Source organism: Metapseudomonas phytobenefica (genome assembly GCF_043392685.1).
GTDB lineage: Bacteria > Pseudomonadota > Gammaproteobacteria > Pseudomonadales > Pseudomonadaceae > Metapseudomonas.
The window spans coordinates 1-19,617 of record NZ_JBHZGM010000003.1; the positions used below are offsets into that span (position 1 = coordinate 1).

Sequence of the window (19,617 nt, forward strand, 5' to 3'; positions counted from 1 at the left end):
GCCGAGTTCGCCGCCCGTGAACCGGCGCGCTGGGACCTGGAGCCCAACGTCGGCACCGGCCGCGAGCTGTTCGCCTTCATGCGCGAGTCCTTCAGCACGGCGGAGCAGGGCGCCAGCGCCTTCACCCAAAGCCTGGAGGGCCTGAAGTGAAGCTGGCACTGGTTGGGGATATCGGTGGTACCAACGCGCGCTTCGCCCTCTGGCGCGACGATAGGCTGGAGTCGGTACGGGTGCTGGCCACCGCCGACTTCGCCAGTCCCGAGCAGGCCATCGGTCATTACCTGGCCGGCCTCGGCCTAGCGGTGGGCAGCCTTGGGGCCGTCTGCCTGGCGGTGGCGGGGCCGGTGAGTGGCGAGCATTTCCGCTTTACCAACAACCACTGGCGGCTGAGCCGTTCGGCCTTCTGCCGCACCCTGCAGGTGGACGAGCTGCTGCTGATCAACGACTTTTCCGCGATGGCCCTGGGCATGACCCGCCTGCGTGAGCACGAGAAGCTGCAGATCTGCCCCGGCGTCGCCGATCCCGACAGCCCGGCGGTGGTGATCGGGCCGGGCACCGGCCTCGGCGTCGGCGCGTTGCTGCCCCAGGGAGAAGGACGCTGGCAGGCGCTGCCGGGGGAGGGCGGCCATGTCGACTTGCCAGTGGGCAACCTGCGCGAGGCGGCGCTCTGGCAGCAGCTCCATGGTCAGCTCGGCCATGTCAGTGCGGAAAGCGTGCTCAGCGGCAACGGCCTGCTGCAGCTCTACCGTGCCGTGTGCGCCGTGGACGGCCATACCCCGCGCCTGGCGTCGCCGGCCGAGGTCAGCGCGGCGGCGCTGGCGGGCGATCCGCTCGCCGAGGACGTACTGGAGCTGTTCTGCGGCTGGCTCGGCCGGGTAGCCGGCAATAATGTGCTGACCCTTGGCGGCCGTGGCGGTGTGTATATAGTCGGCGGCGTGGTGCCGCGCTTTGCGGCGTTTTTCCAGAACAGCAGCTTCGCCCGCAACCTCGCCAGCAAGGGCTGCATGAGCGGGTATTTCGAGGGGATTCCGGTGTGGCTGGTGACGGCCGAGTATCCCGGCCTGGAAGGGGCGGGGGTGGCCCTTCGGCAGACCGCGCGATGACGTAGGGTGCGCTGCGCGCACCCTCCAGGTTCGTGGTGCGCATGGCGCACCCTACGAAGCGATAGAGAACAACAAAGGACGGCCATTGTGAGCCAATCCGGCAAATCCATTGTCCTGGTGGACGACGACCAGGAAATCCGCGAACTGCTTGAAACCTACCTGAGCCGTGCCGGCTTCCAGGTGCGCAGCGTCGCCGATGGCGAAGGCTTTCGGCACGCCATGGCCGAAGAAGCGGCGGACCTGGTGATACTCGACGTGATGCTGCCCGACGAGGACGGTTTCAGCCTGTGCCGCTGGGTGCGCGCGCACCAGCGCCTGGCCCAGGTGCCGATCATCATGCTCACCGCCAGCTCCGATGAAGCCGACCGGGTGATCGGCCTGGAGCTGGGGGCCGACGATTACCTGGGCAAGCCCTTCAGCCCCCGCGAGCTGCTGGCGCGGATCAAGGCCCTGCTGCGCCGCGTCGGCTTCGGCCAGGAGCGCTCGGTGGTGGAGGTGCTGGCCTTCGATGACTGGCGCCTGGACATGATCAGCCACCGCCTGTTCCACCTCGATGGCGAAGAGGTGATCCTCTCCGGCGCCGACTTCGCATTGCTGAAACTCTTCCTCGACCACCCGCAGCAGATCCTCGACCGCGACACCATCGCCAATGCCACCCGTGGCCGCGAAGTGCTGCCCCTGGAGCGCATCGTCGACATGGCGGTAAGCCGCCTGCGCCAGCGCCTGCGCGACACCGGCAAGGCGCCGCGGCTGATCCGCACCGTGCGTGGCGCAGGCTACCTGCTGGCGGCCCAGGTCACGCCGCACCAGCATGCCTAGCCGCCTGCGCCTGATCCCGCGCTCGCTGCTCGGGCGCATGCTCCTGCTCACCCTGCTGGTGGTGCTGCTGGCCCAGGCGCTGTCCAGCGTCATCTGGGTTTCGCAACTGCGCGCCAGCCAGATGGAAGGCCTGCTCACCAGCGCCCGCAGCCTGGCGCAATCCATGGTCGCCAGCGTCAGCTACATCCGTTCGCTGCCGATCGGCTATCGCCCCATGGTGCTGGACCAGTTGCGCTCCATGGGCGGTACGCGCTTCTTCGTCTCCCTCAACGACAAGCCGCTGGAAATGCGCGTGCTGCCGCAAACCCCGCGCAAGCGTGCGGTGCTGGAGCAGGTGGAGTCGGTGCTGCGCGAACGCCTGGGCAAGCAGGTGGACCTGTCGCTGCATTTCGTCGATCCGGACGACCTGCGCATCTTCAACAGCGGCGTCAGTCTCGACGAACTGCCGCGTTCCTGGGCCCATTACGCGCTGACCCTGGAGCCGGTGAATCCGCCGATCCTGGTCACCCAGATCCAGATCGGCCCCAGCGAGTGGCTGTACCTCGCCTCGCTGATGCCCGAGCCCTACGCCAGCCTGGAAGACGAGGGCCTGCCGACCCAGCAGCTGTGGTTCATCATCCTCACCAGCTGCTTCCTGCTGCTGTTCATCGGCCTGCTGGTGCACTGGCAGAGCCGGCCGCTGAAGCGCCTGGCGCGGGCGGCGCGGGAAATGTCCCTGGGGGCCGAGGTGGAGCCCTTGCCGGAAGCCGGCGGCAGCGAAGTGGCGGACGTGAGTCGCGCCTTCAACAGCATGCGCGAGCGCATCAGCCGCTATCTCAACGAACGCAGCCAGCTGTTCAGCGCCATCTCCCACGACCTGCGCACCCCCATCACCCGCCTGCGCCTGCGGGTGGAACTGCTGGAGGACGAAACCGCGCAAGCCAAGTTCAGCCGCGACCTGGACGATCTGGAGTTGCTGGTGAAAGGCGCGCTGCAGTGCGTGAAGGACACCGACATCCACGAGAACATCCAGCCGGTGGATCTCAACCACCTGCTGCACGGCCTGGTGGAACCCTACCTCGGCACCGGGCAGGTGACCCTGGAAGGCGAGGCGGCCGAGTGCTACCCCGGCAAGCCCCTGGCCCTGCGCCGCTGCATCGGCAACCTGGTGGATAACGCGCTGAAATACGGCGAACGGGCGCACCTGCAGATCGAAGACAGCGATGAGGCTTTCGTCCTGCACGTGGACGACGAAGGCCCCGGCGTTCCGGAGCAGAAGCTGGAGCAGGTGTTCGAACCCCACTTCCGTCTGGCCGGGCATCAGCAGGGCTACGGGCTGGGGCTGGGCATCGCGCGCAACCTCGCCCACAGCCATGGCGGTGAATTGAGCCTGAAGAATCTGCGCGACGGCGGGCTGCGGGTGACGCTGTGGCTGCCGAGGCATGCGGGGTAGTCTGTTGCCCCCTCCCCAACCCTCTCCCTGAAGGGAGAGGGGGTTGTCAGCCCGTAGGATGGGTAGAGCAAAGCGAAACCCATCCTACGGAGGCACCGCTCTGCTGCCTGGGGTTCGTGCAGCGGCTTTTGTAACCACCCCGTGACCATCCGCTATCCCTTTGTTACCCGCGGGCTTGAAGGCCGTGGTTAGACTGCAGGCAAGCGCAAGCACCGACTTGCACAGTCATAACAACAAGAAGGTATCCCCATCCATGAATGCCATGTCCCGCCTGGCCGCTGTCGTTTCCCTCGCCTCCCTGTTCCCGCTGTCTGCCCTCGCCGGCGAAGTGGAAGTCCTGCACTGGTGGACGTCCGGTGGCGAGAAGCGTGCCGCCGATACCCTGCAGAAGCTTGTCGAAGAGAAGGGTCATACCTGGAAGGATTTCGCCGTTGCCGGTGGTGGCGGCGAGGCGGCGATGACCGTGCTGAAGACCCGTGCCGTCTCCGGCAACCCGCCGTCCGCCGCGCAGATCAAGGGACCGGATATCCAGGAGTGGGGCGAGCTGGGCCTGCTGGCCGAACTGGACGATGCCGCCGCCAGGGGCAACTGGGATTCGCTGCTGTCTCCGCAGGTCGCCGACATCATGAAATACGACGGCCATTACGTCGCCGTGCCGGTCAATGTGCACCGGGTCAACTGGTTGTGGATAAATCCCGAGGTGTTCCAGAAGGCCGGAGCGACGCCGCCGACCACCCTCGATGAATTCTTCGCCGCCGCCGACAAGCTCAAGGCCGCCGGCTACATCCCGATTGCCCACGGTGGCCAGCCCTGGCAGGACGGAACCGTGTTCGAGGACCTGGTGCTCGGCATCCTCGGTCCGCAGGGCTACCACAAGGCCTTCGTCGAGCAGGACAGGGCGACCCTGACCGGCGACCAGATGGTGCAGGCCTTCGCCGCACTGAAGAAGCTGCACGGCTATGTCGACCCGGACGCCGCAGGGCGTGACTGGAACAGCGCCACGGGGCTGGTCATCAACGGCAAGGCCGGCATGCAGATCATGGGCGACTGGGCCAAGAGCGAGTGGAGCGCCGCCGGCAAGGTAGCGGGCAAGGACTACCAGTGCCTGCCGTTCCCCGGCACCCAGGGCAGCTTCGCCTACAACATCGACTCCCTGGCGATGTTCAGGCTCAAGGACGACGCCAGCATCCAGGCGCAGAACGACCTGGCGCGCACCGTTCTCGAACCGCAGTTCCAGCAGTTCTTCAACCAGAACAAGGGCTCCATTCCGGTCCGCCTGGACCAGGACATGTCGAGCTTCGACGCCTGCGCCCAAGAGTCCATGAAGGACTTCAAGGCCGCGGCGTCGGGCGGAGGCCTGCAGCCGAGCCTGGCCCACGGCATGGCCGCCTCCAGCTATGTGCAGGGCGCGGTGTTCGATGTGGTCACCAACTTCTTCAACGACCCCGCCGCCGACCCGAAGAAGGCCGCGCAGCAACTGGCCGCCGCGATAGAAGCGGTGCAGTAAGCCTCTCCAGTACCTGATTCCTATACCGGTGCAGTCTCCAGGGACTGCGCCTCGGGATCGGCCGCGCCGCGATCTGCTCCCCTCTCCCTATGGGAGAGGGGGTTATCCGTGCAACTCGCTATGTCGGAGTCTCCCATGAGCTCAACCACAGCCTTCGCCAGGCCCTCGCCGCTGGACGCGCTGCAACGCTGGTTACCCAAACTGGTGCTGGCGCCCAGCGTGCTGATCGTGCTGGTCGGCTTCTACGGCTACATCCTCTGGACCTTCCTGCTGTCCTTCACCAACTCGCGCTTCATGCCCAGCTACAAGTTCGTCGGGCTGCAGCAGTACGAGCGCCTGCTGGACAACGACCGCTGGTGGGTGGCCAGCCACAACCTGCTGGTCTACGGCGGACTGTTCATCACCCTCAGCCTGGCGATCGGCGTGTTCCTGGCGGTACTGCTGGACCAGCGCATCCGCCGCGAAGGCTTCATCCGCACCGTCTACCTCTACCCCATGGCGCTGTCGATGATCGTCACCGGCACCGCCTGGAAGTGGCTGCTCAACCCTGGCCTGGGCCTGGACAAGCTGCTGCGCGACTGGGGCTGGGAGGGCTTTCGCCTCGACTGGCTGGTGGACCCGGACCGCGTCGTCTACTGCCTGGTGATCGCCGCCGTGTGGCAGTCCTCGGGCTTCGTCATGGCGCTGTTCCTGGCCGGGCTGCGCGGGGTGGACCAGTCGATCATCCGCGCCGCCCAGGTGGATGGCGCGAGCCTGCCGAGCATCTACCTGCGCATCGTCCTGCCGAGCCTGCGCCCGGTGTTCTTCAGCGCGCTGATGATCCTTGCCCACATCGCCATCAAGAGCTTCGACCTGGTCGCCGCGATGACCGCCGGCGGCCCCGGCTACGCCTCAGACCTGCCGGCGATGTTCATGTACGCCCACACCTTCACCCGTGGCCAGATGGGCCTCGGCGCCGCCAGCGCGATGCTCATGCTCGGCGCGGTGCTGGCGATCCTCGTGCCCTACCTGTATTCCGAACTGAGGAGCAAGCGCCATGACTAGCCTGGCCGGAAAATCCGCCTTCAGTGTCAGCCGCCTGGCCATCCACGCCACGCTGTTCTTCGCCTGCGCCCTGTACCTGGTGCCGCTGGTGGTGATGCTGCTGACCAGTTTCAAGACGCCCGACGACATCCGCAGCGGCAACCTGCTGTCGATTCCGGACGTGTTCACCCTGATCGGCTGGGCCAAGGCCTGGGCCAGCGTCGGCGGCTACTTCTGGAACTCGGTGAAGATCACCGTGCCGGCGGTGATCATTTCCACGCTGCTCGGCGCGCTGAATGGCTACGTGCTGTCGATGTGGCGCTTCCGCGGCTCGCAGCTGTTCTTCGGCCTGCTGCTGTTCGGCTGCTTCCTGCCGTTCCAGGTGGTGCTGCTACCGGCGTCCTTCACCCTCGGCCAGTTCGGCCTGGCCAACACCACCGGCGGCCTGGTGCTGGTGCACGTGGTCTACGGCCTGGCCTTCACCACGCTGTTCTTCCGCAACTTCTACGTGAGCGTCCCGGACGCCCTGGTGCGGGCGGCGCGGCTGGACGGGGCGGGGTTCTTCACCATCTTCGGGCGCATCCTGCTGCCGATGTCGGTGCCGACCATCATGGTCTGCCTGATCTGGCAGTTCACCCAGATCTGGAACGACTTCCTCTTCGGCGTGGTGTTCGCCAGCGGCGATACCCAGCCCATCACCGTGGCCCTGAACAACCTGGTGAACACCAGCACCGGGGTCAAGGAATACAACGTCGACATGGCCGCCGCGATGATCGCCGGCCTGCCCACCCTGCTGGTCTACGTACTGGCCGGCAAATACTTCCTGCGTGGCCTGACGGCTGGCGCGGTGAAAGGCTGACGCCTTCAAGACTGGAGAAACGACATGGCAACCCTTGAACTGCGCAATGTGAACAAGTCCTACGGCAGCGGCCTGGCGGACACCCTGAAGAACATCGAACTGTCCATCGACTCCGGCGAGTTCCTGATCCTCGTCGGCCCGTCGGGCTGCGGAAAGTCGACCCTGATGAACTGCATCGCCGGCCTGGAAGACATCAGCGGCGGTGCGATCCTGGTGGACGGCCAGGACATCAGCGGCATGAGCCCCAAGGACCGGGACATCGCCATGGTGTTCCAGTCCTACGCGCTGTATCCGACCATGAGCGTGCGCGAGAACATCGCCTTCGGCCTGAAGATCCGCAAGCTGCCCCAGGCCGAGATCGATGCGGAGGTCGCCCGCGTGGCCAGGCTGCTGCAGATCGAGCACCTGCTGCAGCGCAAGCCCGGCCAGCTCTCCGGTGGCCAGCAGCAGCGCGTGGCCATGGGCCGGGCCCTGGCGCGGCGACCGAAGATCTACCTGTTCGACGAACCGCTGTCGAACCTCGATGCCAAGCTGCGGGTGGAGATGCGCACCGAGATCAAGCTGATGCACCAGCGGCTGAAGACCACCACCGTCTATGTCACTCACGACCAGATCGAGGCCATGACCCTGGGCGACAAGGTGGCGGTGATGAAGGACGGCATCATCCAGCAGTTCGGCACCCCGCGAGAGATCTACAACGACCCGGCCAACCTCTTCGTCGCCGGCTTCATGGGGTCACCGCCGATGAACTTCATTCCCCTGCGCCTGCAGCGCCGCGACGGCCGCCTGGTGGGCCTGCTGGACAGTGCCGACGGCCATTGCGAACTGCCCCTGGGCGGGGCCGAGGGTGAGCTGGAAGGGCGCGAGCTGATTCTCGGCATCCGCCCGGAGCAGGTGCTGCTCGGCGCCGGCGGCTTGCCGGCCATTCGCGCCCGGGTGCAGGTGCTGGAACCCACCGGGCCGGACACCCTGGCCTTCGTCGAGATCAACCAGACCAAGGCCTGCGTGCGCCTGGCGCCCGATTCGCCGGCGCGCGTGGGCGACACCCTCGACCTGCAATTCGCCCCCGACAAGGTGCTGCTGTTCGACGCGCAGAGCGGCGAGCGCCTGTGTGCGCCGGAACAGGAGGCGAGCCCCGAGCGAGCCAGGGTGGCGCACCTCAAGGTCCTGTAGGAGCGAGCTCTGCTCGCGAAGCAAGAACCGTAGCCCGGGTGGTTCCGGAGCAGCGATCCATCGCAACAACAATAAAAATCTGGAGTGGACATGAGCACGACGATCAAAGGTTTGTGGGTACTGCCCTGCGCGCTGTTTGCGGTTTCGGGGGTTGCGCAGGCGCTGGAGTTCTCCGGCTACATGCGCAGCGGCGCCGGCGGGTCCAGCGAAGGCGGCACGCAATCCTGCTTCCAGTTGCCGGGGGCGCAATCTAAGTACCGCCTGGGCAACGAGTGCGAGCAGTACATCGAACTGGACCTGCGCCAGGACCTGGCCAGGCTCGATGACGGCTCGGTGATCAGCGTCGAGGGGATGGCGCAGTTGTTCAACGAATACGGCCATACCCCCGAGTTCACCGGCGACCACGGCTTCACGCGGATGAACCAGATGTATGCCGAGTGGAGCAACATGCCGGCTCTGGGCGGCGGCTCCTTCTGGGCGGGGCGCCGCTTCTACAAGCGTAACGACATCCACATCTCCGACTACTACTACTGGAACCAGAGCGCCACCGGCTTCGGCCTGGACAGCGTCGGCATCGGTGACCTGAAGTACAGCTACGTGTTTTCGCGCAAGGACAACGTCTTCCAGGACCCCTACATCAATCGTCACGACTTCAACGTGGCCGGCTTCCAGACCAACCCCGGCGGCGAGCTGGAGCTGGGCGTCAGCTACCTCGACAAGCCCGACAGCACCGATGCCCACAGCGGCTGGTCGGTGGCGGCGCAGCACAAGCAGAAGGAGTTCCTCGGCGGGGTGAACACCTTCGCTCTGCAATACGGCCGTGGGCCGGGCACCGCGCTGGGCTATACCGGCGATCCCACCCTGGACAACAGCAACCAGAGCTGGCGCGTGGTGGAGTTCTTCGACTGGCAGGTGACGCCGCGCTTCGGTGGCCAGTTCGAGGTGATCTACCAGAAGGACAAGCGTCCGGATGGCGACGACCAGAACTGGCTATCGGTGGGCGTGCGTCCGGTCTATGCCATTACCGAGCAGTTCAAGCTGGTCACCGAGCTGGGCCGGGACCAGGTGGAAGCTCCCGGTGGCACTCGCAAGCTGACCAAGTTCACCGTCGCGCCCACCTGGTCGCCGGCCGGCCCCGGCTTCTGGCAGCGTCCGGAAATCCGCCTGTATTACACCTACGCCAGCTGGAACGAGGCGGCCCAGCGCGCGGCCAGCGAACTGGCTGCGGGCTCGGCGCTGTCCGACACCGGCGCCTTCGGCGACGCGCTGCACGGCTCCAACTTCGGCGTGCAGCTGGAGTACTGGTGGAAGTGATGCGCAGCGCCAGGCCGCATTGGCTGAAGGCGGGGATGAATTCCGCGAGCGGTGGTTGGAGCTTCCCCGGATTTCATCCGGGCTGCCTGCTTGTCTTCCTTCTCCTCCTCAGGGAGAGGGGGCGGGGGAGAGGGAGCGTCAGGACGGCTCCTCATCCGCCGGATAGCGGCTGGCATTGAGGCTTTCCTTGATCTTGCGCAGGTGCGGCTGGAAGTCGACGCCGCGGCGCAGGGTCATGCCGGTGGCGAGCACGTCGAGCACGGTGAGCTGGATGATGCGCGAGGTCATCGGCATGTAGATGTCGGTGTCTTCCGGCAGCGGGATGTCGAGGCTCAGGGTGCAGGCCTTGGCCAGCGGCGAGCCGGCGGCGGTGAGGCCGAGCACCGAGGCACCGTTCTGCCGCGCCAGGCGCGCCACCTCCACCAGTTCGCGGGTGCGGCCAGTGTAGGAAATGATCACGAAGAGATCGCCCGTGTGGGCCACCGACGCCAGCATCCGCTGCATCAGCACATCGGAATGGGCGGATACCGCGAGGTTGAAGCGGAAGAACTTGTGCTGGGCGTCCAGGGCCACCGAGGCCGAGGCGCCGAGCCCGAAGAAGTGGATTTGCCGGGCCTGGATCATCAGGTCCACGGCGCGGCTGATCAGTTGCGGGTCGAGGCTCTGCAGGGCGCTGTCCAGGGAGGCGATGGCGCTGCCGAAGATCTTCCGGGTGTAGGCCTCGGGGCCGTCGTCGGCGGCGACCGCCTGGCTCACGTAGGCGGCGCCGCTGGCCAGGCTCTGGGCCAGCTGCATCTTCAGTTCCGGGTAGCCGTTGACGCCGAAGGAGCGGCAGAAGCGGTTCACCGTCGGCTCGCTGACCTGCGCCGCCTGGGCCAGGGCCGCGATGCTGTAGCGGGTGGCCTGCTGCGGGTCGCGCAGGATGACTTCGGCGACCTTGCGCTCGGCCTTGTTGAGTTCGTCGAGGCGGTTCTGGATCTGCTCCAGCAGGTTGTGCACGCGGTCCATTGGGATTCCTGGGAAGGGGCCTGCAATCGGTGGCTTATCGTACTGAGCGTACTCAGGCTGGGCCACCGTAATCTCGTATGTCGGAAAATGTAGTTTTATTACTACATTTTGTCTTGCTGTAAGCGCTATCTGGGTGTATTCATAAGCTCATGTTTGAAAGAAGAACAAATATCATGGCCTCGCAACCTGTCGAATCCTGCACCCTGGCCCTGTTTGGCGGCCTTGGTGACCTGGCGCTGCGCAAGCTGTTTCCCGCGCTCTATCAACTGGACCGTGCCGGCCTGCTGGCCGCCGATACACGCATCCTCGCCCTGGGCCGCGAAAGCGGCGAGCCGGCCCGCCATATCGCGGTGATCGGCGAGCACCTGCGCCACTACGTGCCGGCGGGCGAGCTGGAGGAGGGCGCCGTGCAGCGCTTCCTGGCCCGGCTCGACTACCTCGCCATGGACTTCCTCGACGCCGAGGCCTACCCGGCCCTGGCCGACAAGCTGGGTCCGGTGGGCCGGCTGATCGCCTACTTCGCCACGCCCGCCGCCGTGTACGGCGCCATCTGCGAAGGCCTGGCCGCCACCGGGCTGGCCGGGCGCACCCGCGTGGTGCTGGAAAAACCCATCGGCCACGACCTGGAATCCTCCCGCGCGGTGAACGACGCGGTGGCGGCGCACTTCCCGGAGAACCGCACCTACCGGATCGACCACTACCTGGGCAAGGAAACGGTGCAGAACCTGATCGCCCTGCGCTTTGCCAACAGCCTGCTCGAGACGCAGTGGAACCAGCACCACATCTCCCACGTGGAAATCACCGTGGCCGAGCAGGTGGGCATCGAGGGCCGCTGGGGCTATTTCGACCAGGCCGGCCAGCTGCGCGACATGATCCAGAACCACCTGCTGCAACTGCTCTGCCTGATCGCCATGGACCCGCCCAGCGACCTCTCCGCCGACAGCATCCGCGACGAAAAGGTGAAAGTGCTGAAAGCCCTGGCGCCCATCACTGCGGAACAGCTCGGGCAGCAGGTGGTGCGCGGCCAGTACGTGGCCGGCAACATCCTCGGCAAGACGGTGCCCGGCTACCTGGAGGAAGAACACGCCAATACCCACAGCGACACCGAGACCTTCGTCGCCCTGCGTGCGGAAATCCGCAACTGGCGCTGGTCGGGCGTGCCCTTCTACCTGCGTACCGGCAAGCGCATGCCGCAGAAGCTTTCGCAGATCGTCATACACTTCAAGGAACCGCCGCACTACATCTTCGCCCCCGAGCAGCGGCCGCTGATCAGCAATCGCCTGGTCATCCGCCTGCAGCCGGACGAAGGCATTTCCCTGCAGGTGATGACCAAGGAGCAGGGCCTGGACAAGGACATGCAGCTGCGCAGCGACCCGCTGCAGTTGAGTTTCTCCAACACCTATCGCAGTGCGCGGATTCCGGACGCCTACGAGCGTCTGCTGCTGGAGGTGATGAAGGGCAAGCAGAACCTCTTCGTGCGCAAGGACGAAATCGAATACGCCTGGAGGTGGTGCGACCAGTTGATCGCCGGGTGGCGGCAGCAGGGCGACGCGCCCAGGCCCTACGCGGCGGGAACCTGGGGGCCGACGGCCTCCATCGCATTGATCACCCGTGATGGTAGGAGCTGGTATGGCGATCTTTAATCTCGACCTGCCGAAGCAGGTCACCGGGCTCAGCCTCGACAGCCCCGAACAACTGGCCGGCGAGCTGGCCATCACCGTTGCCAACGCCCTGCGTACGGCCATCGAGGCCCGCGGTGCGGCGGTGCTGGTGGTGTCCGGCGGACGCAGCCCGGTCGCGTTCTTCGAACGCCTGTGCGGCCAGGCCCTGGACTGGTCGAAGGTGACCATCAGCCTGGCCGACGAACGCTTCGTGCCGGTCAGTCACGCCGACAGCAACGAAGGCCTGGTGCGCCGCCACCTGTTGCGGGGCGAGGCCGCCAGCGCACGCTTCTTCGGCCTCTATCACAGCGTGCCGAACCTGGAGGAAGCCGCCCGCCTGGCCGATAGAGCCCTGGCCGAACTGGGCGGCATCGACGTGCTGGTGCTGGGCATGGGCGAGGACGGCCATACCGCTTCGCTGTTCCCCGGCAGCCCGAACCTCGAACTGGCCCTGAGCGCCGACTGCGAGCGCCGCTGCCTGCCGATGCAGGCCCCCAGCGTGCCGCGTCAGCGCCTGAGCATGACCCTGCCGCTGCTGGCCAGCGCGCAGCTGACCCTGCTGGCCGTACAGGGCCAGGCCAAACTGTCCACCCTGGCCGCCGCCCTGGCGGGGGATGACGAATCGGCCATGCCGATCCGCGCTTTCCTCCGCCGTCCCCTGGAAATCCACTGGTGCCCCTGAGCCCGAAGGAACGCCCATGACCATCCCATCCAATCGGGCCACCAGCCGCGAAGCCGTGCCGAGCATGGCCGACAAGGCAGCCCTGATCGACATTCTCTGCGGTGCGGCACGCATCCTTCCGGTGATCACTATCGAGCGCGAGCAGGACGCCCTGCCGCTGGCCGATGCCCTGGCCGCCGGTGGCCTGCGCACCCTGGAAGTCACCCTGCGCTCCGAGCATGGCCTGTCCGCGATCCGCATCCTGCGTGAGCAGCGCCCGGAGCTGTGCGTCGGTGCCGGCACCGTGCTCGACGAGTGGATGCTCGCCGAGGCCGAGGCCGCCGGTTCGCAATTCATCGTCACCCCCGGCTGCACCGCCGAACTGCTGCGTGCCGGTGTCTACAGCCCGTTGCCGGTGCTGCCGGGTATCAGCAGCGCCTCGGAAATCATGCTCGGTTACGCCCTGGGCTATCGCCGCTTCAAGCTCTTTCCGGCGGAAGTCTGCGGCGGCATCAAGGCCCTCAAGGCCTTCGGCGGTCCCTTCCCGGGCATCCGCTTCTGCCCGACCGGCGGGGTCAATCCCGACAACCTGCGCGACTACATGGCCCTGCCCAACGTGATGTGCGTGGGCGGCACCTGGATGATGAACAAGGAATGGATCCGCAGCGGCGACTGGCAGCGCATCCAGGAAACCACGGCCCAGGCGCTAGAGTTGCTGGGCTGAGGCCAGGCAGAGAGCGTTCTGCTTTTTGTGGGGGCGATTTCAATCGCTATGCAGGCCACAGGCCTGCCTATCAAACCACCCTGGGGCACTGCGTGCCCCATTGCGAATGAATTCGCCCCCACAGGTTTTTCGTACCCCCCAGTCACCTCCTAACCCATTTCCATATCGCACCCGGTTGCGACCGAATTCCGCCAAACAGTTTGCTGAAACGTTTTATCAGGCAATGAAACCCCATAAGAACCGACTTCCAGTGGTCCCGATCCTGAGGAAAGTGCAATGACCAACAACAACCTCCAAGCCCTGTTCCCCACTGCCGGCCAGATTCCCGAGCGTTACCGCCCCGGCGCGCCCATCGAGCAGCGCGAGTACCTGGTCAACGGTGAGCTGCTGAGTTGGCAGGGGCCGATGGCGGCGGTGCGCAGCCCGGTGTTCCTGGCGGGCGAGCAGGGTGATGAGCAGGTGGTGCTGGGCAGCACGCCGCTGCTAGATGCCGATGCCGCGCTGGCGGCGCTGGACGCCGCCGTCGCCGCCTACGACCACGGGCAGGGTGCCTGGCCGACCATGCGTGTGGCCGAGCGCATCCAGCATGTGGAGAAGTTCCTCGCCCGCATGCGCGAACAGCGCGAGGCGGTGGTCAGGCTGCTGATGTGGGAGATCGGCAAGAACCTCAAGGATTCCGAGAAGGAGTTCGACCGCACCTGCGACTACATCGTCGACACCATCGAAGCGCTCAAGGAACTGGACCGCCGCTCCAGCCGCTTCGAGCTGGAGCAGGGCACCCTCGGCCAGATCCGCCGCGTGCCGCTGGGGGTGGCGCTGTGCATGGGGCCCTACAACTACCCGTTGAATGAAACCTTCACCACCCTGATCCCGGCGCTGATCATGGGCAACACCGTGGTGTTCAAGCCGGCCAAGTTCGGCGTGCTGCTGATCCGCCCGCTGTTGGAAGCCTTCCGCGACAGCTTCCCGGCCGGCGTCATCAACGTCATCTACGGCCGTGGCCGCGAGACCGTCAGCGCCATCATGGCCAGCGGCAAGGTGGATGTGTTCGCCTTCATAGGCACCCACTCCGGCGCCGCCGAGCTGAAGAAACTGCACCCGCGCCCGCACCGCCTGCGCGCGGCGTTGGGCCTGGACGCGAAGAACCCCGGCATCGTCCTGCCCAGGGTGGACCTGGACAACGCCGTCAATGAAGCCATCACCGGCGCCCTGTCGTTCAACGGCCAGCGCTGCACGGCGCTGAAGATCCTCTTCGTCCACGAGGATGTGCTCGAACCCTTCCTCGACAAGTTCTGCACCAGGCTGGCCAGCCTCAAGCCCGGCATGCCCTGGGAAGACGGCGTGGCCCTGACGCCGCTGCCCGAACCGGGCAAGGTCGACTACCTCAATGCCTTGCTGGAGGACGCCGTGGCCAAGGGCGCCAGGGTGGTCAACCCGGGCGGCGGCAGCCACCGGCAGAGCTTCTTCTATCCCGCTGTTTTGAGCCCGGTGAGCCCGGACATGCGCCTCTACCATGAGGAACAGTTCGGTCCGCTGATCCCGGTGGTGCCCTATCGCGAGCTGGAAGAGGTGATCGACTACGTGCTGCATTCGGACTACGGCCAGCAGCTCAGCCTGTTCGGCAACGACCCGGCGCAGATCGGCCGCCTGGTGGATGCCTTCGCCAACCAGGTGGGCCGCATCAACATCAACGCCCAGTGCCAGCGCGGCCCGGACACCTTCCCCTTCAACGGCCGCAAGAACTCGGCTGAAGGCACGCTATCGGTGCATGACGCCCTGCGGGTGTTCTCCATCCGCACCCTGGTGGCGACGAAATTCCAGGAAGACAACAAGGCGCTGGTCAGCGAGATCATCCGCAACCGCGAATCGAACTTCCTGACCACCGATTACATTTTCTGAGGTTTTCGGCAGAGGGCGATTGGAAAAGGACTTGCCCGGGAGGGCGAAACCAGAAACCTCCGCAGAACTCGGTAATCAGCCGGGCTCAGCGGTTCCAGCAACACTTAACGCCGACATAGCGAATGAATTCGCCCCCACAGGAAAAACACCGCTGGAGGAATCAATCCTCCGGCAGGTTGGCGTAGATCTTTTCCAGGGTGCCGTTGAGCTTGGCGATCTGGGCTTCGGTGAGGCCCTTGAAGCTGTTGGTGAAGATGTGCGCGGTGTTCATCTGGATCTCTTCCACCATGCGCCGCCCCTTGTCGGTGATGGTCACCTGGGTCACCCGGCCATCGTTGCTGCAGGGGGCGGTGTCCACCAGGCCGTCGTCCTTCATGCGGTAGACGATCTTGGTGACGGTGGAGAGCTTGGCGATGGCGTGCTCGGAGATTTCCGAGATGCTCGACTGGCCGTTTTCCTTGAGGATGAAGAGGATGCGCCAGCGCGGAATGTCCAGGTCGATCTTCTTCAGGGTCTTTTCCATGGCCATGTTGTAGCGGCCATAGACGCGGGCGATCCAGTAGAAGGGGAATTCCTCCTTCTTGAAGTCGTCGCTGGCGGGGTTGTAACGGTTGAGGCGCTTCTTCGGGGTGCTCATTGCGAGTGGGGCAAGGTTACGGCTGACAGGGGGAGAGTTATAGGGGGTTGCGCGTGGGCTGTCGACAGCCACATTGCACAACCTTGACCCCGATCAGGACCTGCCGGCTGCCGCGAGGGCAGCCGGCGTGCGTCAGCCCGCGAGCATCTCCTGGTGCTTGCTGGCCAGGCCCAGGTAGGCCTCGATCACGCGCGGGTCGTCGGCCAGCCGGGCGGCGGGGCCCTGCATGGCGATCCGCCCGGTCTCCAGCACGTAGGCGTAGTCGGCCACGCGCAGGGCGGCGCGGGCGTTCTGTTCCACCAGCAGGATGGAAACCCCCTGCTGGCGCAGGCTGGCGATGATGCGGAAGATCTCGCGGGTGATCAGCGGCGCCAGGCCCAGGCTGGGTTCGTCCAGCATCAGCAGCCTGGGCCTGGCCATCAGCGCCCGGCCCACGGCGAGCATCTGCCGCTCGCCGCCGGAAAGGGTGGCGGCGAGCTGGTCGCGGCGCTCCCACAGGCGCGGGAACAGGTCGTAGACCTCCTTCAGGGTTTCGCCGTGGTCGCGCCTGCCGCTGCGGTGGCGCTGGAAGGCGCCCAGCAGCAGGTTGTCGGCCACCGTCATGCTGCCGAACAGCTCGCGCTTTTCCGGCACCAGGCCAAGCCCGTTCGACACCATCACCTCCACTTCCGGGACCGCCTCCAGGCTGCCGTCGAAGGCCACCCGGCCACGGGAACCGAGCACGCCCATGATGGCGGAGAGCAGGGTGGTCTTGCCGGCGCCGTTGGGGCCGATCACGGTGACGATCTGGCCCTGGCCGACGCTCAGGCTGGCGTTGCTCAGGGCCTCCACCTTGCCGTAGGCGACACACAGGTCGCTGACTTCCAGCAGCGGGTTGGCGACGCGGTTTTCCGGCTGTTTCAGGTCTTGCATCGGCATGTTCATCACTCAGCACCTCCGAGATAGGCTTCCAGCACCGCCGGGTCTTTCTGTACGTCGGCTGGCAGCCCATGGGCGATGCGCTGGCCGAATTCCATCACCACCACGCGGTCCACCAGGCCCATGACGAAGTCCATGTCGTGCTCCACCAGGAGGATCGCCATGCCTTCGCTGCGCAGGCGGCTGAGGAGCAGCCCCAGGGCTTCCTTCTCCTTGTGGCGCAGACCGGCGGCCGGCTCGTCGAGCAGCAGCAGGCAGGGGTTGGCGCACAGGGCGCGGGCGATTTCGAGGATGCGCTGCTGACCCAGGGCCAGGCTGCCGGCTTCCACGTGCAGGTAGTCGCTCAGGCCGACGCGCTCCAGCTGGCGGCGGGCTTCGGCGAGCAGTTCGGCCTCTTCGCGTCGGTCCAGGCGCAGGGCGGCGGATAGCACGCCCTTGTGGCCACGCAGGTGCGCGCCGATGGCGACGTTCTCCAGCACGCTCATTTCCGGCAGCAGCTTCACGTGCTGGAAGGTGCGGCTCATGCCCATGCGCGCGATGTCGCGGGAGGGGATGCCGTTGATGCGCCGGCCACGGAACAGCACCTCGCCCGAGGTGGGAGTGTCCACCCCCGAGAGCTGGTTGAACAGGGTGCTCTTGCCCGCGCCGTTGGGGCCGATCAGGGCGAGGATTTCTCCGGCGCGGACGTCCAGGTTCATTTCGTTGTTGGCCACCAGGCCGCCGAAGCGACGGGTCAGGTTGCGGGCTTCCAGCAGCACTTCGCCGGCCGGCGGCAGCTCGCGGCGCGGCAGTTCGGCGGCGGCATCCACAGCCTTGAACGACGGGCGCGGTTTCCAGGCATCCGGCACCAGGCGCAGCAGCAGCGGCCACAGGCCGCCCGGCGCGCGCTGCATCAGCAGCACGATGGCGATGCCGAAAACGATCACTTCATAGTTGCCGGTGCTGCCCAGCAGTTGCGCAAGCAGGTCCTGCAGCCACTGCTTGAGCATGGTCAGCACACCGGCGCCGAGCAGCGCGCCCCAGACACTGGCCACGCCGCCGATCAGCGCCATGAACAGGTAGTCGATGCCCATGTGCAGGCCGAAGGGGGTGGGGTTCACGAAGCGCTGGGTGTGGGCGTAGAGCCAGCCGGAGATGGCGGCGAACAGGGCGGAGATGAGGAAGATCACCAGCTTGGCGCGGAAGGTGTTCACGCCCATGGATTCGGCCATCAGCTGGCCGCCCTTGAGGGCGCGGATGGCGCGGCCTAAGCGGGAGTCGAGGAGGTTCCGGGTGATCAGCATGGCGCACAGCAAAACCGCCCAGATCAGGTAGTAGATTTCCTCGCCCTTGTTCAGCTCCCAGCCCGCCAGGGAGATGGACGGCAGGCCGCTGACCCCGGTGTGGCCGCCGAGGGATTCGACGGTGCCGAACAGGTAATAGAGCGACAGGCCCCAGGCGATGGTGCCGAGCGGCAGATAATGGCCGGAAAGCTTCAGGGTCAGGGCGCCCAGTAGCAGGGCCACCGCGCCGGTGAGAATCAGGCCCACCAGCAGCGTCAGCCAGGGCGAGGCGCTGGCCCAGGCCAGCCAGCCAGGCAGGTCTTGCACCGTGGTCAGGTAGGCGCTGGTGTAGGCACCCAGGCCGACGAACGCGGCCTGGCCGAAGCTGGTCATGCCGCCGACGCCGGTCAGCAGCACCAGGCCGAGCACCACCAGGGTGTAGAGGCCGATGTAGTTGAGCAGGGTGACGTAGTAGGGCGGCAGCACCAGCGGCGCCACGCCGAGCACGGCCACCAGGGCGAGGATCAGGTAACGCGGTTTCATTCATCGTCCTCCACGTGACGGCTGGTGAGGGAGCGCCAGAGCAGGAAGGGGATGATCAGGGTGAAGACGATGATCTCCTTGTAGGTGCTGGCCCAGAACATCGAGAAGGCCTCGATCAGGCCCACGCCCAGTGCGCCCAGGGCGGCCACCGGGTAGCTCACCAGGCCGCCGATGATGGCACCGACGAAACCCTTGAGGCTGATGACGAAGCCTGAGTCGAAGTAGAGAGTGGTGATGGGGGCGATGAGGATGCCCGACAGCGCGCCGATGAAGGTGGCCAGGGCGAAGGTGGCCTTGCCTGCGAGCGTCGGCGAGATGCCCATCAGCCGTGCGCCCAGGCGATTCACCGCGGTGGCGCGCAGGGCCTTGCCATAGAGGCTGCGCTCGAAGAACAGGAACAGGCCAATGATCAGCCCGAGGGAGACGGCGATCACCCACAGGGTCTGGCTGTTGAAGGTCACCGGGCCGAGGGTCAGGCCGGCTTCGGAGAAGGGTGCAGTACGCGCGCCTTCCGGACCGAACATCAGCAGGCCGAGGCCGACCATCGCCACGTGCACGGCAATGGAGACGATCAGTAGCACCAGGGCGCTGGCCGAGGCCAGCGGCTGGAACACCAGGCGATAGAGCTGCGGACCCAGCGGGACCACCAGGGCGAGGGTGAGCAGGGCCTGGGTCGCCATGGGCAGGTCGGCCAGTGGCAGGCTTCGCACCAGGCCGAGCATGGCCAGGGCGTAGGCGAGCTTGGCAAGGACCCGCTTCGGGAAGCGGAAGCCGCGGCTGGCGCGGGTGGCATCGAACAGGTCCATGGCGCAGTCGGCCAGGGTCAGGGCGAGGAGCAGCCAGACCAGGGCGGTGGGCTGGCCAGCCTGCAGGCTGGCCATGGCCAGGGCGCCGTAGGTGACGAACTCGCCCTGGGGGATCAGCAGGATGCGCGTGACGGTGAAGACCAGCAGGATCGACAGGGCCAGCAGCGCATAGATCGCGCCGTTGGTGATGCCGTCCTGGCCTAGCAGCAGGGCTATCTGGAGATTCATGGCGGGAACTCTTGTTGCGATAAGTGGGCGCGTGAATGCG

At 66.2% G+C, this 19,617-nt stretch carries 17 protein-coding genes; 12 read left to right on the forward strand and 5 right to left on the reverse strand.

Annotated features, from left to right (window positions below; genetic code table 11):
* Nucleotides 1-146: 146 nt before the first annotated feature.
* From ACFW0B_RS03365 to ACFW0B_RS03400, 8 genes are all read left to right on the forward strand, one after another.
* On the forward strand, nucleotides 147-1,103 hold the full coding sequence (locus tag ACFW0B_RS03365; RefSeq protein ID WP_449146539.1) for a glucokinase: 957 nt from the start codon (nucleotides 147-149) through the stop codon (nucleotides 1,101-1,103).
* A gap of 87 nt (nucleotides 1,104-1,190) precedes the next feature.
* Nucleotides 1,191-1,922 carry a response regulator gene (locus ACFW0B_RS03370; RefSeq protein ID WP_449146540.1) on the forward strand — a complete coding sequence of 244 codons (732 nt, stop codon included), beginning with the start codon at nucleotides 1,191-1,193 and terminating at the stop codon, nucleotides 1,920-1,922.
* The gene (locus tag ACFW0B_RS03375; RefSeq protein ID WP_449146541.1) at nucleotides 1,915-3,354 is read left to right on the forward strand and encodes an ATP-binding protein; all 1,440 of its coding nucleotides are present in this window, start codon (nucleotides 1,915-1,917) and stop codon (nucleotides 3,352-3,354) included. Before ACFW0B_RS03370 ends, ACFW0B_RS03375 begins: the two co-directional genes overlap by 8 nt.
* A gap of 253 nt (nucleotides 3,355-3,607) precedes the next feature.
* A complete protein-coding gene (locus tag ACFW0B_RS03380; RefSeq protein ID WP_449146542.1) occupies nucleotides 3,608-4,861 on the forward strand; it encodes an ABC transporter substrate-binding protein in 1,254 nt (417 codons plus the stop codon).
* Between the two features lie 135 nt (nucleotides 4,862-4,996).
* Nucleotides 4,997-5,905: a carbohydrate ABC transporter permease gene (locus ACFW0B_RS03385; RefSeq protein WP_449146543.1), complete on the forward strand. Its 909-nt coding sequence runs from the start codon at nucleotides 4,997-4,999 to the stop codon at nucleotides 5,903-5,905.
* Nucleotides 5,898-6,743: a carbohydrate ABC transporter permease gene (locus ACFW0B_RS03390; RefSeq protein ID WP_449146544.1), complete on the forward strand. Its 846-nt coding sequence runs from the start codon at nucleotides 5,898-5,900 to the stop codon at nucleotides 6,741-6,743. The genes ACFW0B_RS03385 and ACFW0B_RS03390 overlap by 8 nt, the downstream gene beginning before the upstream one ends.
* A 24-nt stretch (nucleotides 6,744-6,767) precedes the next feature.
* A complete protein-coding gene (locus ACFW0B_RS03395; protein WP_449146545.1) occupies nucleotides 6,768-7,916 on the forward strand; it encodes an ABC transporter ATP-binding protein in 1,149 nt (382 codons plus the stop codon).
* Between the two features lie 90 nt (nucleotides 7,917-8,006).
* The gene (locus ACFW0B_RS03400) at nucleotides 8,007-9,230 is read left to right on the forward strand and encodes a maltoporin (protein ID WP_449146546.1); all 1,224 of its coding nucleotides are present in this window, start codon (nucleotides 8,007-8,009) and stop codon (nucleotides 9,228-9,230) included.
* A gap of 138 nt (nucleotides 9,231-9,368) precedes the next feature.
* Here ACFW0B_RS03400 and ACFW0B_RS03405 read toward each other — a convergent pair whose 3' ends face one another.
* The gene (locus tag ACFW0B_RS03405; RefSeq protein WP_459251682.1) at nucleotides 9,369-10,238 is read right to left on the reverse strand and encodes a MurR/RpiR family transcriptional regulator; all 870 of its coding nucleotides are present in this window, start codon (nucleotides 10,236-10,238) and stop codon (nucleotides 9,369-9,371) included.
* A gap of 173 nt (nucleotides 10,239-10,411) precedes the next feature.
* Between ACFW0B_RS03405 and zwf the strand changes: the two genes are divergently transcribed.
* From zwf to ACFW0B_RS03425, 4 genes are all read left to right on the forward strand, one after another.
* Nucleotides 10,412-11,881 carry a glucose-6-phosphate dehydrogenase gene (gene zwf / locus ACFW0B_RS03410; protein ID WP_449146547.1) on the forward strand — a complete coding sequence of 490 codons (1,470 nt, stop codon included), beginning with the start codon at nucleotides 10,412-10,414 and terminating at the stop codon, nucleotides 11,879-11,881.
* Nucleotides 11,868-12,581: a 6-phosphogluconolactonase gene (gene pgl, locus ACFW0B_RS03415; RefSeq protein WP_449146548.1), complete on the forward strand. Its 714-nt coding sequence runs from the start codon at nucleotides 11,868-11,870 to the stop codon at nucleotides 12,579-12,581. The genes zwf and pgl overlap by 14 nt, the downstream gene beginning before the upstream one ends.
* A gap of 16 nt (nucleotides 12,582-12,597) precedes the next feature.
* On the forward strand, nucleotides 12,598-13,284 hold the full coding sequence (locus tag ACFW0B_RS03420) for a bifunctional 4-hydroxy-2-oxoglutarate aldolase/2-dehydro-3-deoxy-phosphogluconate aldolase (RefSeq protein ID WP_449146549.1): 687 nt from the start codon (nucleotides 12,598-12,600) through the stop codon (nucleotides 13,282-13,284).
* Nucleotides 13,285-13,560: 276 nt separating this feature from the next.
* Complete coding sequence (locus ACFW0B_RS03425; protein ID WP_449146550.1) at nucleotides 13,561-15,183, forward strand: NADP-dependent glyceraldehyde-3-phosphate dehydrogenase; 1,623 nt, start codon at nucleotides 13,561-13,563, stop codon at nucleotides 15,181-15,183.
* A gap of 160 nt (nucleotides 15,184-15,343) precedes the next feature.
* Here ACFW0B_RS03425 and ACFW0B_RS03430 read toward each other — a convergent pair whose 3' ends face one another.
* The 4 genes from ACFW0B_RS03430 to ACFW0B_RS03445 form a co-directional block, all read right to left on the reverse strand.
* Nucleotides 15,344-15,820, reverse strand: coding sequence for a MarR family winged helix-turn-helix transcriptional regulator (locus ACFW0B_RS03430; RefSeq protein ID WP_449146551.1), 477 nt, complete (start codon nucleotides 15,818-15,820; stop codon nucleotides 15,344-15,346).
* 132 nt (nucleotides 15,821-15,952) lie between these two features.
* Nucleotides 15,953-16,744, reverse strand: coding sequence for an ABC transporter ATP-binding protein (locus tag ACFW0B_RS03435; protein WP_449146552.1), 792 nt, complete (start codon nucleotides 16,742-16,744; stop codon nucleotides 15,953-15,955).
* Nucleotides 16,744-18,543, reverse strand: a complete 1,800-nt coding sequence (locus ACFW0B_RS03440; protein WP_449146553.1) for a branched-chain amino acid ABC transporter ATP-binding protein/permease — start codon at nucleotides 18,541-18,543, stop codon at nucleotides 16,744-16,746. The genes ACFW0B_RS03435 and ACFW0B_RS03440 overlap by 1 nt, the downstream gene beginning before the upstream one ends.
* Nucleotides 18,540-19,577, reverse strand: coding sequence for a branched-chain amino acid ABC transporter permease (locus tag ACFW0B_RS03445; RefSeq protein ID WP_449146554.1), 1,038 nt, complete (start codon nucleotides 19,575-19,577; stop codon nucleotides 18,540-18,542). Before ACFW0B_RS03445 ends, ACFW0B_RS03440 begins: the two co-directional genes overlap by 4 nt.
* Between the last annotated feature and the right edge of the window lie 40 nt (nucleotides 19,578-19,617).